Source organism: Pedobacter sp. MR2016-24, assembly GCF_026239655.1.
GTDB lineage: Bacteria > Bacteroidota > Bacteroidia > Sphingobacteriales > Sphingobacteriaceae > Pedobacter.
In genome coordinates, this window is the sequence record NZ_JAPIVO010000003.1 from 482,893 (window position 1) to 497,635 (window position 14,743).

The following is a 14,743-nucleotide window of genomic DNA, read 5'->3' on the forward strand; positions in this document are numbered from 1 at the left end:
GATTAAACGGTCTTTTGTACAATTAGACCGTCAGTTTGCGGTAAGCGTAAACCATCAGGCCGATGGAAAATAAAGTCCAGCCCAAAAGGATAAAGATAGAACCGGCTGCATGGGATAGACGCCAGCCAATGCCCGGTGCGGTATAGGCAAACTGGGGAACGGTTTTCCAGAAGGCGTTGCCGGCGACTGTATTTTTCTGGTAGTAGTCGTCCACAATCACACCTATTTTACGCCGGTGGATTTCAGCTTTTGCTGTAAAGTCGTTATGCGTATCCATATCTGTCGCCGTTATCCGCATAGAAAAATCGCGGAAAGCCAGGAAAGGCGTGAGCCATGCACTGCTCAGCACCAACCGGTCTTGCCTGGCCTCGTTATCATCTACCGCTTTATAGGCCCGGTCCATCACTGCTGCATCCGATTCCTCAAAAAACTCTATAGTGATGGGGATAAAGAAAACCGGCAGGTCTTCAATTCTTTTCACCTGGTATTGCTGCATGGTCTGTTGCAATAACTTTTCCCTGCGCACATCTTTATGTCCTTCATTGCCCACTCCGTATTGTTTTTCATTGAAAGTTTGATTTTCAAATTCCAGGGACGTCATCGCAGGGTGGATATTTTTTGATAACTCACCCGCTAATCGCGGCAACAGGAAAACACCGATCAGCCAAAAGCCGTAAAGCACAATCAGCGAGAGGTTCGCGTTCCTGGTCAACAGTGAAACACTCACCCCGATGGTAGTCATCATTGCTGCAAAAAGACTTAATCCCAGCAGATAACAGGTAAAAGCAGGTAAAACGCGATTCAGCAATCCGGCTGTATGATGTTCTTTGGCAAATAAAATCAGTGAAGACAGGGCGATAAATAACACCAGTGCCATCACCAGCGTGAGGCAGGACAATAACTTGCCCATAAAAATTTGCCGCGCGCTCGCTTTAGAACTCAGCAGCATCTTTATGGTTCCGTTTTCCCATTCTTTGGAGAAAATATTATGGCAGATCAGGAAGATAAACAACGGAAGGATAAACTGCGCAAGGTAACCTATATTGAGGAAGCCAAAACTTCTCAGTCCCGTTGCATCGCTGATTTCTTTAAATTTAACCACCCCTCTTTTATGCGGTTCCAGGTAAAAGGAATTACCGGTATAATCCTCAATGCCATTCTCTATCATCGCCATATCGGCTGTAGGTTTATAGGCATAAAAGCCAAAATGGGCACCCAAATGCGGATTTTTATCTCCCTGGGAGATAAACTGCTGATAGGTCATCTCTTGTGATTCCCTGATCAGGGTGCTGTGGTTTTCGTAATAGGAATTGCCGTTGTAGAGGGCCAGCAGCAACAATACGATGATCCCGCCAAGCATCCAGACCACCTTAGCTGTGCGAAACAGTTCTTTCAGTTCTTTTTTGAATATGAGCCTGATCATTTATGCGTTTTGTTTAACGATATCAATATATAAGCGCGTCAGATCTGCGTGGGAAACTTCATCTGATAACAAGTTATGTTTTAATGCGCCCTGGTGCATGATGCCGATCCTGGTGCCCAGGTTTTTGGCCATGAGCAGATCGTGTGTGGCCATCAGCGTACTTACGCCCTGTTCGCTCAGGTTCATAATGATCTGTGAGAACTCACTGCTGGCATGCGGATCCAGGCCTGATGTAGGTTCATCCAGGAATAAGGCCTTCGCTTTTTTGACAAGTGCAATGGCGATGCCTACCTTTTGCCGCATCCCTTTGGAATAAGAAGATACACGTTTGTGAATGGCAGAACGTTGCAAACCTGCGGTTTCCATAAAATGGCTCAGCTCTTCTTTGGAATAAGTATAGCCTGAAAGGCCGCTGAAAAACTCCAGGTTTTCCATTCCGGAAAGGGTTGCATACAGATTCACCACCTCCGGAATATAAGCCACCAAATCTCTGGTGGCATGATTGTTCAGCGTAACTTCCTGTCCGTCAATATAGGCGAAACCGCTGCTGGCGGGAATAAAGCCAAGAAAGATGTTGATGGTGGTCGACTTCCCCGCACCGTTTGAACCTAAAAGGCAAAACACTTCTCCTTTTTTTATTTCCAGGTTCAGCTGATCGAGTGCGGTATGGTTACCAAATTTCTTGGTTAGATTTTCTGCTTTAAGCATGGTGTAGGTATAAAAATGCGCGTGAAGATAATAATTAAAAGGAGTAACTCATGGAGAGTTTCCTTGCGACCCCATGGTCCTTTGATAAATTATGCGAACGACTGCTGTGAAATGAGCAACATGAAGAGGAGATAAAAAATCAAATTTCAGATAGTGTTATAAATAAGAGCGCTAATGTTGATATTCGGGAAATGAATAGATTGAAAATCACCCCCCTGATGATTGTTGCCCTCGCCTGTGTAATCCTTGCATTATGGGGTTTATTCTCTCCGGAACCGGATAATGTCCGTCGCTCTGGCGTAAACGTTACCGGGTTATTCCCCGCATTATTGATTTTTGCAGCACTTATTGCAGCTATTGTTGACCGGATGGTACGCAAGCGGATTACGGAGCTGACTAAAATCTGGAAAGTAGAGTCGCTTATTCTCCTTCCGATTCTCCTGTTTTTTATGTTGCAGTTTTTTTAGGAGATTTAAACGAAAAACCTTAGAAAGCCTTTCTTGATGATAATCAACGAATAAACCCACCCCAGATAAATCCTTCAAATAATTTCACGGGATGCCTGCCAATAACATGACATTCTTCAATGTTTAGCTTTTGTGCCATGCTTAACAGATTCCTTAGATCTCCTTCTGTAGCAGTCTCTTTAATTTCATAACATACTTGCTTGTCAAGAATGAAATCAATTTCCTTTCCAGATTTGAGTTGATAATAACTCACAGCTCCTTTATGATGCAATTGATTAAATACAGCATTTTCAAACATAGCCCCACTACCAGCATCCCCTGAGATGGAAGCAATCCCATTATCAAGAAAATATATCTTTTTAGCCTTAGTAATCTCCCTGTCGGGACTATCTGACAAGACTGGAATAGTTCGTATCATATAAGTTTGCTCCAGTAAGTCCAGATAATTTTCAACAGTAGGCCGGGAAATTCCTGAGATACTGGTGAGTTTTGCGATATCGAGCTTTGTACCAATCCTTACAGACAGCAATTTTATTAATTTATACAGATTTGACGGATTTCTTATATCAGATAACATTGAAATATCAAAATTGATATATGAACTGATAATATCCTGGATCATGTCATTTTTATCATCAATAGCGGGTGATAAAACTACTTCAGGAAATCCTCCATATTTAATATAAGTTTCATAATGGCTCTTCAAACGCTCATATTCTGCTTTCACAAACTTTCCCGTACTATCCAGAGGAATGTCTGATACAGAAACCCCATTAAATGATAACAATTCGGTAAAGTTGAGCGGATAAATTTCAAACAGTTTTTTACGCCCTGCCAGCGATTCAGAAAACATATTCTTCATATAATATGCGCTGGATCCGGTAACAATAAACTTAATGTCATACGTATCGTAAAGATATTTTAAGACACTGGGCAGATTAGGAACCAATTGAATTTCATCAATACCAATTATAACCTTTTTACTGAAGTCGGCTCCCCGTTGCGTCAGTGCATAGATTATAGATTCATAATTGTCCTCTGAAAAAAGGGCGCGGTTATCCATCCTTTCCAAATCAAAATAGAACTGTTGATCAATTTTGGAATCCTTCAGTAGCTGCTTAACTAGTGTAGTTTTACCTGTACGCCTCATACCCGTCAGTACAGTGATTTGTCTCTTTTCTAAATGTGAAAACAGAGAAGAATAAATGATTCGATTGTAGAATTTCATTACTATTCTTAATGTATACTTCAAATATAGTATAACTATTTTTAAGGTACAAATATAAAATAGCCTCAAAGAAACTTTTAAACAGTCTTTATGAACGAATAATTCTTCATTATCTGATCCTGTGATCAACTAGTGGTGGTCGGGTCGTGGTTTGAAAATGATCGTGCTTTATTCGAATTTACTCGGGTTTTCCACGTATTTGCTCGACTCCGAGTCGAGCAGATGTCCTGTAAATGATGATCAATTGCCCTGTAAACGCCCAACAAGAAGCGAAGATGATCCAACCAGTACTACTACACCACCTGAGCATCATCAGATGCTCACCTCATGACAGCGGCAAATCAGATCAACAGATCGGACAAGACCGGACAAATCGCGGTAAGTTGCGGACATTAATAGCTGTAATACAAACAGTTAATGATTTTCAATTTACATTTGCATCCATAAAAACAATTCAACTATGGCAATTTACAAACAAGGAAAAATGGCGCTAAGAGCAAAAAAACCATTACCCACAGTACCGCAAAAAAGTGAACGCAGCAAATTTGGCCTGGTCAGCGTCTTTCTGGGACCATTAAGGGATTTGATTGACATCGGTTTCAAGTCGAGAAAAAAACGGGTCACTTCGATGAATTTAGCAATGAGCTATCACCTCGCAAATGCTGTGGCGGGGCAATTTCCCGATTATGAGATGGATTACCCGAATGTAATCATCAGCGCCCCGGTAGCTAGCAACGAAATATCAATGGTCGAGGCGCCGGAAATCTCTTTACCGGGAGGGCACCAACTCAGATTAAACTGGGCAGCTGACCTTCATCCGATGGAATTCACAAGGTCTACAGATAAGGTTTGCCTGGTATGTTACAACCTGAACATCAGAAGATTTCTATACCTGACTGAACTTGCCGCAAGGACTGCCTTAACTGCAACAGTGGTGCTGCCCCGATCTTTTAAAGGCAACGAGCTCCAGGTTTATATACTGGTTTTTTCTGCAAACAGAAAGCGGGTATCAAAGACTAAATATATGGGACTGCATACTGTACCCGGCTAAAAAAATGCCGGCAGATGCGGGTCTGCCGGTTAAGCTGTTCTTCGCAGGGGTTTACGGAATGAAACCTAAAATTACGATATATCGCAATTGACCGAAAACTAAAAACCACATAAACAACTGAATATAAATAAATTAATCTACGGCACTCCTATTGAAATGTTGTGATCAAATTCAGAATAGATGAATAAGCGCATTTTTTTAACCGTCATGATGTTTGCGATTGCGTCTGCCCATAGCAGGGCACAATCGTCTTTACAGCAATCGCCTCCTGCTTTCAGCTTAGCCGAAATCTGGCAAAAAGTTGCTGCAAACAGTAAAGTGATCAATATGAAGGAACTGGAACTGCTCCAAAGTAAGGAGCAGTTACAACATGCGCAGGTATCCCGACTGCCGGATGTGAGTCTGAATGGTGAATTTACTAAACTGAGCAACCTACCTCAGTTTGAGGATGGGATTTTACATAGCCCTACTTTATATCCTGTTTCACACACGGCCTACAATCTGGGTGCATCTGTATATTTTGATTTATATCGCGGCGGACAGCTGAACAGAAGAGTTAATGCACAGCAAATCAATGTAAAGATCGGGGAACAGGAACGCAATTTATCTGCATCAGAAATCAAACTGCTGGCAACTGCCTGTTACCTCGATCTTTTGAGAGGACAGGCATTTCAGGAACTGCTACTGCAGGATATTGAGGAGCAGCGCAAAGTGCTGGTACAGATTAAAGCGATCTACCAGAATGGAGTGGTCTTAAAAAGTGATGTACTCAGGGCAGAGTTAAAATTATCAAAACAGCAACTTCAGGTGGATCAGATTAAAAATGAGAATACCCTGGCGGTGCAAAAGATGAACCTGCTGATGGGCCAGGAGGAAACATTACCGATTGAACCTTCACAACCCTTTTTACCTGATACAGTACAGGTGCTGACCTATGAAACCCTGCTCGCCAATGCAGCAACGCATGCACCGGAAATTAATATTTCGAAGGAAGAACGCAACATCACCGCGCTGCAGCTGCGGGATGTGAAAGCGAATAGCTTACCGAGCGTAGGTTTGTTTGCGAATTACGCTTACAATTACCCTCAGGGCCGGTTTTATCCTTACGTCCTTTCACTTTACGGTTTGGGCACAGTCGGACTCCGCGCCTCCTTCCCCATCTCCTCTTTATTTAAAAACAAACATCAGGTAAACAGCGCTGCATTGGCGGTAAAAATAGCTGCTGTTGAGCATGAGCATACAGCAGATCAGATCCGGGTTCGGCTCAGGGAAGCTTATTTACAATTTCAGCACGAGCTGGAGCGGATTAAAGTAGCTAAAGCGAATATCATTCAGACCACAGAAAACCTGCGTATTGTTAAAAACAGCTACCTGAATCAGACCTCCTTAATCACGGATTACCTTGATGCCGATGTGCAGCTGCTGCAGTCGAAATTCGACTTATCTGCTGCCCGCATCGCAGCGCAATTACAATATTATCAGATTCAAAAAATAACCGGAACCTTATAAAATGAAGACACAAAATTATACAACAACCGACAAAATGATTACCAGGGTAACTTCCTGGGTTGCGGCAGGGCTTCTGCTGATTTTGATCATCATGGGGATAGGGATTTTGAGGGACCGTTTCCGTTATGAAAAAACGAATGACGCGCAGGTACAGGAATATATCAATCCGGTGGTAACGCGTGTAAGCGGATATGTCAAGGAAGTCCGCTTTGAAGAAAACCAGGTGGTCAATAAAGGAGATACACTGATCAAGATTGACCCGAGCCAGTTTCAACTGCAGGAACTGGAATCTGCGGAAGCTACAGCGAATGCACGGGCAGAACTGGAAGTACTGGAAAGTAATATTGTGACGGCAACGCGACTGGCAGCGGTAAGTGAATCACAGATTGCAGCGGTACGTGCGCGTTTAACGAAACAGGAAAAGGATTATTCCCGCTACAGCAAGCTCTTTACCGCAGAATCGGCCACCGCCCAGCAGGTAGAAACAACTAAAGAAGGGCTGGATATCGCAAGATCTGATTATGAGTCGGCCTTAGGGAATTACCGCGCTGCGCTCTCGCGTATTGATGATTACCGCGCGCAAAAATCAGGCTTAACTGCCGAAATCAGGCGCCGGAATGCGGTGCAGCAAAGAACCAATCTGGACCTTACTTATACGGCCATCATTGCGCCTTATAAAGGCAAAATGGGTCGCCGCACTATACAAAACGGAGAATTTGTGCAAGCCAACCAAACGCTGGCCAACATAGTGAACCAGGATGCAGATAAATGGGTGATCGCTAATTTTAAGGAAACGCAGATCGGAAAGATGAAAATTGGTCAGCCGGTACTGATCGAAACCGATGCCTTTCCTGATGAGGTGTTTCACGGAGAAATTCTGTCTTTATCACCCGGTACAGGCTCCAGCTTTTCCCTGCTGCCCCCGGATAACGCGACAGGTAATTTTGTCAAAATCGTACAGCGTATCCCTGTTAAGGTAAAATTTACAGATCAAAAGAACCGTACCGGGCTGCTTCGTGCAGGAATGAATGCCACTGTTAAAGTAATCAGACCCTGATGATCCATCTTCCGAAAATGTTCAAAGAATGGGTACCGCACTGGGCCGTCAGGATCTGCATATTTATGCTGCTGGTGCCCAATTTACTGCTGTTTACCATTTCGACAGTAAGTGTTACCGCTGCCTGCGGTTTTTATGGCATTGATCAAAATGATGCGAATTACTCGCTGATTGTTTTGTATGCAGCACTGGTAGGTTATTTTCCGCTGGAACGCCGCTTCTCCAGTTTCCTGGTCACGAAAGATTATATGCTGATCAGTCTGATCATGGAAATCTTAAGCGCTTATGGTGCTTATTGTGCGAAGGACCTGACGGTTCTGCTGATCTTCCGCTCTCTTCAGGGCATCGCCAATATCAGCCTGGTGGCGATTTGTATCTCACTAATATTTAATCACCTGCAAACGGAGCGCGCGCGGGAAATTGGTTATTCAGTGGTCTATTGCATCCTGCTGTGCATTTCACCTGTGACTACCCTATTGGCTGCTCCATTTTTAGATACCACCAATTACAATGAATTGTATTTATTAGTCATGTATGCGTTTATCCCGGGAGGACTGTTTGCGATGCTGATCATGGCGCGGCAAAGGCTGAACCGTAAGATTCCGCTCTACCAGCTGGAATGGCAGAGTTTTGTGATTTACTGTACCATGCTGTTCTCGCTCACCTATGTGCTGGTATACGGACAGCAGTTGAACTGGTTTTCGGATATGCGCATTGTAAAAGGGTCGGTGATTTTTGTGATCAGTATAATCACTTATATCATCAGGCAGCAACACCTCAAAAGGCCCTATCTCAATCTTAACATCTATAAATATCCGGGCTACCGTACTGGCATCTGCCTGATACTTATTTTATACCTGGCGCGGGGTGCTTTTAATTTCACGACGCTGTTTTTTACACAGGTGCTGGGTATGGATCCTGCTCATCTGGGCAGGATACTCCTGTTTAATGTGCTGGGTGCCATATTGGGAACACTGATCTCTTCGCGAATGATGATCTTTAAAAGGTCTTCTTACCTGATCTGGATGGCTGGCTTCGCGATTTTGCTTGTTCATTATATATGGATGATCTTTTTGTTTAGTCCACAGGCAAATACGGACGTGTATTACCTGCCTTTACTGTTACAGGGCATGGGCACAGGAATGTTGTTGACGCCGATTATTGTTTTCATGGTGACCTCCGTACCTGCGGAACTGGGTGCAACGGCAGGTGCTACAGCAGTTTCCATGCGTTTACTGGGCACGACTATCAGTATAGCGCTCATCAACTATTTCCAGCTGTATGATAGCGGCTTACATTTTGACAGGTTCCAGCATCAATTGTCGGCCATGGATCCTGCTGCCCTGGGCCGGCTCCAATCTTTCGCTCAGGTATTTTCACGTCATGGCAGCGATGTGCATGCAAGTCATACGGGTGCCACGCATCTGCTTAAGAATTTACTGGACCAGCAGGCATTGTTAAAAACGGCGGTCGACTATTATACGCTGGTCAGCATTTTACTGGTACTGACAATTATTGCGCTGGCGATTTTACCGCGACTGCAGATCAAAAAGACGATGCTCGATTCTGTGAAGGATATACCAGTCTGAGGAATGATATGCATCGCTGTTTGAACATTAAAGCCAGAAATACTTATATTCGCTTTACCTTTCACATCCGTTCATGCCCGACTATAAGGATTTTACCGATCAGCAATTGGCTGACCTTCTGAGGTCTGACAATGAACCTGCGCTTAAATTCCTTTACGATAAATTCTGGGAAAAGTTATTTTACACTGCTGCAAAAAGACTCAATGATGAAGATGAAGCAGAAGAAGCAGTGCAGGATATCTTTGTCAACCTATGGCGGCGGCGGCATACCTTACAGATCAAAGTCAGCTTTGAGAGTTACCTGGCCGGAGCAGTAAAATTTGAAGTACTGAAAAAACGGGCGGCTATGTCCCGGAAAGACAATGTGCTGTCGGATATCATTGCACAGACCACAGGAGCTGCGCATAATGATTCAAATCTTTACGATTTACATCTTCTGGAGGAAGAGCTGTTGCAAACGGTCAATTCCCTTCCTGAAAAATGTCAGCTGGTATTTGTGATGAGCCGAAAAAAGGGACTTTCCAATAAACAAATTGCATCAGATCTGAATATCAGTGAAAAAGCAGTTGAAAAACACATCACTACTGCTTTAAAAGTTATCAAAGGCAGGTTCGGCCGCTATTTTTACCTCCTGCTCATCCTGAAAGGTCTGATTTAACGCGTAAATATCCGTATTTCTGTATGCCGCCCGGGCCTTTTTCCTAATGAAATGTCTGTTCCGGGCCGGATCTCATCTCTTTTTCGATACAATTTTAAAAATAAATCACTTTTATGGTAGGGGTACCTTCATTTTTTGGAGCTATATCAATACAAAGCACAGAAAATGGACGAGCAAAGAATAAATCATCTTTCCGATAAGTTGCTGACCGGCGAAATCACTCCTGCCGAAAGACAGGAACTGGATGACTGGTACAATCATTTCGACAGCAGTGAGCAACGGGTTCATTCGGAATTAAACCAGCAGCAATTTGCAGCGCAGCTTTACCAGCAGATTCGTACAAACGCAGGAATGGAGACGGTTAAACGTATCCCTGTTTACCGCTCCCGCTATGCTGCAGTGGCAGCCTCGCTCATGCTTATGTTGAGTATTGCAGGAATCTATACGCTATATAATCGCCAGGATAAGCCAGAAAATACAATTGCAAAAAAGGCACAGGAAATCAAAGCCGGGAGCAACCGTGCGCTGCTGACGCTGGCCAATGGTAAAACCATAGACCTGGAGAATGCTGCCGAGGGCATTTTACCTACGGGCGATCAATCCGTCCGGAAAACAGGCGATGGAACTATTGCTTATAACAATTCGGCTGATACTGATGGTGCCTATAATACCCTCAGCACACCTAAAGGTGGAAAATTCAGTATCAGACTGCCGGATGGAACGCTGGCGATACTGGATGCCTCCTCTTCACTGCGTTATCCTTCGGCTTTTAAGGGCGCTAAAAGAATGGTGGAAGTAAGCGGGCAGGTCTATTTCGAGGTGGTGCACAATGCGAAACAACCTTTCACAGTAAAGGTGGCTGATCAGACGATTGAAGATTTGGGTACACATTTCAACATCAACGCTTACCCAGGTGGAGATGGAATAAAAACTACGGTGGAGGAAGGATTAGTGGGTATCAGCAGTAACCGGAAAACAATTTTCGTCAGACCCGGACAGGCGGCTTTAAGTCACAGTGGCACAAAAGGGATCACTGTAGCTGCAGCTGACCTGGAAGAAGTACTCGCGTGGAAAAATGGCTATTTTCGCTTCAACGATGAACAGATAGAAAATATCATGGCGCAACTGAGTCGCTGGTACGATATAGAGGTAAGCTATTCCGGCAAATTACCTGTTGATGGTTTTAATGGTACGATATCACGTTCCAAAAACCTGAGTCAGGTTTTAACCATGCTGGAACGCACAGGCATTATTCACTTTAAAATCGAAGGAAGGAGGATCACGGTTTTACCATAGGCCTCACCCGCCTTCGTGATCGGAAAAAAAAGCCATCCTGCGTGGAGGCAGAATGGCAGATAATCAGGATCACCTAAAATAATTCAACTAAACTATTGTAAGCGCATTAAGCCGTGACATTCGACTGTAACTCAGCAAAAATGCATAAAACCCATTATTCACAAATGTACAAATTTTACAAAGACATTATTGTATCACCGCGAAGCTGTATAACCAACACTTTGCAGTTAACCGGACTGATCAAAACTACTGTCGCACTGCTGTTTATCGGCATGATGCAGATCAGCACCGCTGCTACCGCACAAACAGTAACGCTGACAGAAAAAAACGCACGTCTCAGTACGGTGCTGGAGAAAATGCGCAAGCAGACAGGCTATGACTTTCTGTATACGACTTCTACCCTGAAAGGTGCAGCTCCGGTGACCATCACCGTTAAAAATGTACCGCTGGAAAGGGCACTGACCACTATTTTTGACAATCAGCCCCTGCAGTTTTCCATCAGAGATAAGTCGGTCGTGATCTCTAAAAAAGCAGCGCTGACTTATACTGTGATCCATCCTACCCTTCATGGTGTGGTTTACGATGAAAGTAACAAACCCCTGCCCGGAGCATCTGTAAGGATTGACGGTCTTGACCAGACTGCAGTGACCAACAATATGGGTATCTTTTTCCTGAAAGATCCTCCATCCAATGGTAACCTGATTGTGTCCTACATTGGTTTTCAGACGGATACGATTGCTATTACTGGTCGCGGGGAAATCAATTTACACCTGACGATGGCTAACCTGAACATGAAAGAAGTGGTGATTGTGAATACAGGTTACCAGAAACTCAACAAGGAACGGGCTACAGGTTCTTTTGGTAAACCGGATATGAAAATCTTCAACGAGCGTGCCGGTACCACAGATGTAGTGAGCCGCATGGAAGGCCTGGTTGCAGGTATGTCTGTAACCCCGGGCAGTAAAGGAAGAGGAGCCAACAGATTCGGACTTGGCGGCAACCAGGTCAGCATTATCCGTGGAAAGAGTACTGCGCTGCTGGCGACCGACCCGGTTTATGTGGTTAACGGTGTGCTGGTAGAAAACCTGAGCATGTTGAATACCGACGATATTGCTGACATCTCCATCTTAAAAGATGCTTCGGCGGCAGCCATCTGGGGAGCACGTGCAGCAAACGGGGTGATCGTGATCACTACCAAAACTGGTCGCGCAGAAGAGAAAATCAAGTTCAACTACACGGGTTATATCACTACCCAGGGTAAACCTGACTTCAGTTACGGCCGCTACATGAACAGCAGTCAGTATATCAAGGCAGCCCGGGAAACTTTCGATCCGGTGGTTTTCCCTTACAATTCCTTATCCCAATCCGTTGTTGCACCGCACGAAACCATTTTATACAACCAGAGCAGGGGCTTGGTCACGGCTGCACAAGCCAATAGCAGTCTGGACAGCCTGGCAGGAATCGATAACCAGCAGCAGATCAAAGATTTGTGGTACCGTAATGCTTTCACCACCAATCAAACCCTTTCAGCCTCTGGCGGAACGCAGTTTTACAATTTTTACAGCTCCCTGTCTTACCTAAAAAATTACGGCAGTCAGGTCGGCAGTTCAGATAATACCTACCGTATTACCCTGAACCAAATCATCAACCCTACTAAATCTATCAGACTATCGATCAATACCATACTCAGCAACAATATTACCCGGAATGTCAGACCTGTTACCGTAGGCCCCGATTTTCTTCCTTATCAATTATTTCAGGATGCTGCAGGCAATAACCTGAACCTAAACTACATAAAAGGCCTTTCACCCGCAACGGTCGCAGATTATCAGTCCAGAAGTCGTATTAACCTCGATTATAGTCCGCTGGACGATATGTACATGGGTGATACCAAAAGCAATATGTTAACACTTAATACTTCGGCAGATTTAAACGTTAAAATTATAAAAGGCCTGAGCTTTAACGGCACCTACGGTTACCAGAAATCGCCGGGAACCTCTTTGCAATACGACGATGCCGGTATTTATGATATGCGTCGAGAATTGCTGAATTTCACCGTGGCACGGGTACCAGGCGCAACGCCGGTTTATTACCTGCCCGGCACTGGTGGTAAATATGCTACGATCAATTATAACAGCTACAACTGGACTGTCCGTAACCAACTGATGTACCATACCCAGCTGCGCGGTGGCAAAGATGAGCTGAATCTGCAGGCCGGACAGGAAGTTCAGGAGCAATACCGTAATTCGGAAACCACTACTGTACGTGGGTATAACAGGGATCTGACCACTTACAGTCTGCTGGATTACAACACCCTGGCGCAAGGTGTATTTGGTGCGGTAGGTTCTTTCAGAAGTGTATTTAACGAGCGGCCTTTTGTGGAGCTTTATGAGCGCCAGCGGTACCGTTCTTATTTTGGTTTGATGAACTATAGCTTTGAGGGAAAATATATCCTTGATGCCAGTATCAGAAGAGATTTCAGTAACCTGTTCGCAACCAACAGCTCGTCACAGAAAAAACCTGCTTATAGTTTTGGTGGTAAATGGCTGATCACCAGAGAAGATTTTATGAAATCGCATACCTGGATAGACAATCTCGGATTGCGTGTCACCTATGGTATTACAGGAAATTCACCTTACCTGAAAGCAGGTGCACTACAGGATATCTTAGCAACGGAGATCAACAATACTTATGGTAATTCACTATATATCACTTCCCCTCAAAACAATAAACTGAGCTGGGAAAGTACACATTCTTTCAATACAGGGATCGACTTTGGCCTGCTGGCTGGTCGTTTAAACGGAAGTATTGATTACTATTCAAAAAATACCACCGACTTGCTGGGAAAATTGCCGACAAACCCGCTTACGGGTTCGGATAACATTTCCGGTAACGTAGGTAATATCACCAATAAAGGTATAGAAGTTACTTTACGTTCAATGAACATCCAAAGCGCTGCATTTAGCTGGACGAGTAATTTTGTATTCAGCTATAACCAAAACAAACTGGTGACCTATTCCGCACTTGATGCTTCACAAAACACGGCATCTTTCCGTCTCAATGCAGCTCAGGTGGTAGGTTATACCAGTTCTCCCCTGTTTGCTTACCATTATATGGGACTGGATAATATGGGTGATCCTCAAATCAGACTGGCGGATGGCAGTATCACCAAAGAGGTTGATGCCGCTACTGCAGATGACCTGGTTTATATGGGTACGACACAGCCTAAATTCAATGGTGGTTTGAGCAATACTTTCCGTTATAAAAACATCTCCCTTACTGCAAATATGATTTATAACCTGGGTGGGGTAATGAGAAGAGACGTGAATACTTTTTACTATGGTCGCGCGGGTCAGAATGCTTCCGGCTTTGCGGGTAACCTGAATGAGGACTTTGATTTGCGCTGGAAAAAACCAGGCGATGAAGCCTTTACAGATATCCCTTCATACGTAGCCAATGCGGGTATCTCTACCAACCGCCGTAATACGCAGTATTATACTTTTGCGGATATCAATGTGGTCAGTTCATCTTATATCAAACTGCGCGACATTACGCTTTCGTATGATTTCACTGCGCGTTTGCTGCGCGCCATCCACCTGGATGCGGCGCGGATATATATGCAGACCGGCAATTTCATGTTATGGAAAGCGAATAAATACGATATCGATCCTGAATACCAGACATTTAGTGTAGGTACCCGTTCTATTCCTGCATTTTCTCATCCTTTAACTTTAGGTGTAAACGTTACTTTTTAACC

11 protein-coding genes are annotated in these 14,743 nt (G+C 44.1%); 8 read left to right on the forward strand and 3 right to left on the reverse strand.

The window, feature by feature from the left end; all coding sequences use genetic code 11:
* Positions 1-22 precede the first annotated feature (22 nt).
* Together OQX62_RS09895 and OQX62_RS09900 are read right to left on the reverse strand one after the other, a co-directional pair.
* Positions 23-1,423 (reverse strand): DUF3526 domain-containing protein, encoded by a 1,401-nt coding sequence (locus tag OQX62_RS09895; RefSeq protein WP_265831331.1) that lies wholly within the window; start codon positions 1,421-1,423, stop codon positions 23-25.
* On the reverse strand, positions 1,424-2,131 hold the full coding sequence (locus tag OQX62_RS09900; protein WP_265831332.1) for an ABC transporter ATP-binding protein: 708 nt from the start codon (positions 2,129-2,131) through the stop codon (positions 1,424-1,426).
* 191 nt (positions 2,132-2,322) lie between these two features.
* Here OQX62_RS09900 and OQX62_RS09905 point away from each other — a divergent pair, with 191 nt between their 5' ends.
* Positions 2,323-2,598, forward strand: a complete 276-nt coding sequence (locus OQX62_RS09905; protein ID WP_265831333.1) for a hypothetical protein — start codon at positions 2,323-2,325, stop codon at positions 2,596-2,598.
* Positions 2,599-2,641: 43 nt separating this feature from the next.
* On the opposite strand, the gene OQX62_RS09910 is transcribed toward OQX62_RS09905, so the two are convergent.
* Positions 2,642-3,826: an ATP-binding protein gene (locus OQX62_RS09910; protein ID WP_265831334.1), complete on the reverse strand. Its 1,185-nt coding sequence runs from the start codon at positions 3,824-3,826 to the stop codon at positions 2,642-2,644.
* A gap of 460 nt (positions 3,827-4,286) precedes the next feature.
* On the opposite strand from OQX62_RS09910, the gene OQX62_RS09915 reads away from it, so the two are divergent.
* The 7 genes from OQX62_RS09915 (at position 4,287) to OQX62_RS09945 (ending at position 14,741) form a co-directional block, all read left to right on the forward strand.
* Entirely contained in the window at positions 4,287-4,877 is a 591-nt protein-coding gene (locus OQX62_RS09915) for a DUF6266 family protein (protein ID WP_265831335.1), read from the forward strand.
* A 180-nt stretch (positions 4,878-5,057) separates the two neighbouring features.
* A complete protein-coding gene (locus OQX62_RS09920) occupies positions 5,058-6,386 on the forward strand; it encodes a TolC family protein (RefSeq protein WP_265831336.1) in 1,329 nt (442 codons plus the stop codon).
* Position 6,387: 1 nt separating this feature from the next.
* Positions 6,388-7,443, forward strand: coding sequence for an HlyD family secretion protein (locus OQX62_RS09925; protein ID WP_265831337.1), 1,056 nt, complete (start codon positions 6,388-6,390; stop codon positions 7,441-7,443).
* On the forward strand, positions 7,443-9,032 hold the full coding sequence (locus tag OQX62_RS09930; protein ID WP_265831338.1) for an MFS transporter: 1,590 nt from the start codon (positions 7,443-7,445) through the stop codon (positions 9,030-9,032). Before OQX62_RS09925 ends, OQX62_RS09930 begins: the two co-directional genes overlap by 1 nt.
* 73 nt (positions 9,033-9,105) lie before the next feature.
* A complete protein-coding gene (locus tag OQX62_RS09935) occupies positions 9,106-9,690 on the forward strand; it encodes an RNA polymerase sigma factor (protein WP_265831339.1) in 585 nt (194 codons plus the stop codon).
* A gap of 165 nt (positions 9,691-9,855) precedes the next feature.
* Positions 9,856-10,986: a FecR family protein gene (locus OQX62_RS09940; protein ID WP_265831340.1), complete on the forward strand. Its 1,131-nt coding sequence runs from the start codon at positions 9,856-9,858 to the stop codon at positions 10,984-10,986.
* 164 nt (positions 10,987-11,150) lie between these two features.
* Positions 11,151-14,741, forward strand: a complete 3,591-nt coding sequence (locus OQX62_RS09945) for a SusC/RagA family TonB-linked outer membrane protein (RefSeq protein WP_265831341.1) — start codon at positions 11,151-11,153, stop codon at positions 14,739-14,741.
* Positions 14,742-14,743 lie beyond the last annotated feature (2 nt).

Coding starts and splice junctions, on each gene's coding strand:
- OQX62_RS09895 (WP_265831331.1), bottom strand. CDS start 1,423: ATGATCAGGCTCATATTCAAAAAAGAACTGAAAGAACTGTTTCGCACA.
- OQX62_RS09900 (WP_265831332.1), bottom strand. CDS start 2,131: ATGCTTAAAGCAGAAAATCTAACCAAGAAATTTGGTAACCATACCGCA.
- OQX62_RS09905 (WP_265831333.1), top strand. CDS start 2,323: ATGAATAGATTGAAAATCACCCCCCTGATGATTGTTGCCCTCGCCTGT.
- OQX62_RS09910 (WP_265831334.1), bottom strand. CDS start 3,826: ATGAAATTCTACAATCGAATCATTTATTCTTCTCTGTTTTCACATTTA.
- OQX62_RS09915 (WP_265831335.1), top strand. CDS start 4,287: ATGGCAATTTACAAACAAGGAAAAATGGCGCTAAGAGCAAAAAAACCA.
- OQX62_RS09920 (WP_265831336.1), top strand. CDS start 5,058: ATGAATAAGCGCATTTTTTTAACCGTCATGATGTTTGCGATTGCGTCT.
- OQX62_RS09925 (WP_265831337.1), top strand. CDS start 6,388: ATGAAGACACAAAATTATACAACAACCGACAAAATGATTACCAGGGTA.
- OQX62_RS09930 (WP_265831338.1), top strand. CDS start 7,443: ATGATCCATCTTCCGAAAATGTTCAAAGAATGGGTACCGCACTGGGCC.
- OQX62_RS09935 (WP_265831339.1), top strand. CDS start 9,106: ATGCCCGACTATAAGGATTTTACCGATCAGCAATTGGCTGACCTTCTG.
- OQX62_RS09940 (WP_265831340.1), top strand. CDS start 9,856: ATGGACGAGCAAAGAATAAATCATCTTTCCGATAAGTTGCTGACCGGC.
- OQX62_RS09945 (WP_265831341.1), top strand. CDS start 11,151: ATGTACAAATTTTACAAAGACATTATTGTATCACCGCGAAGCTGTATA.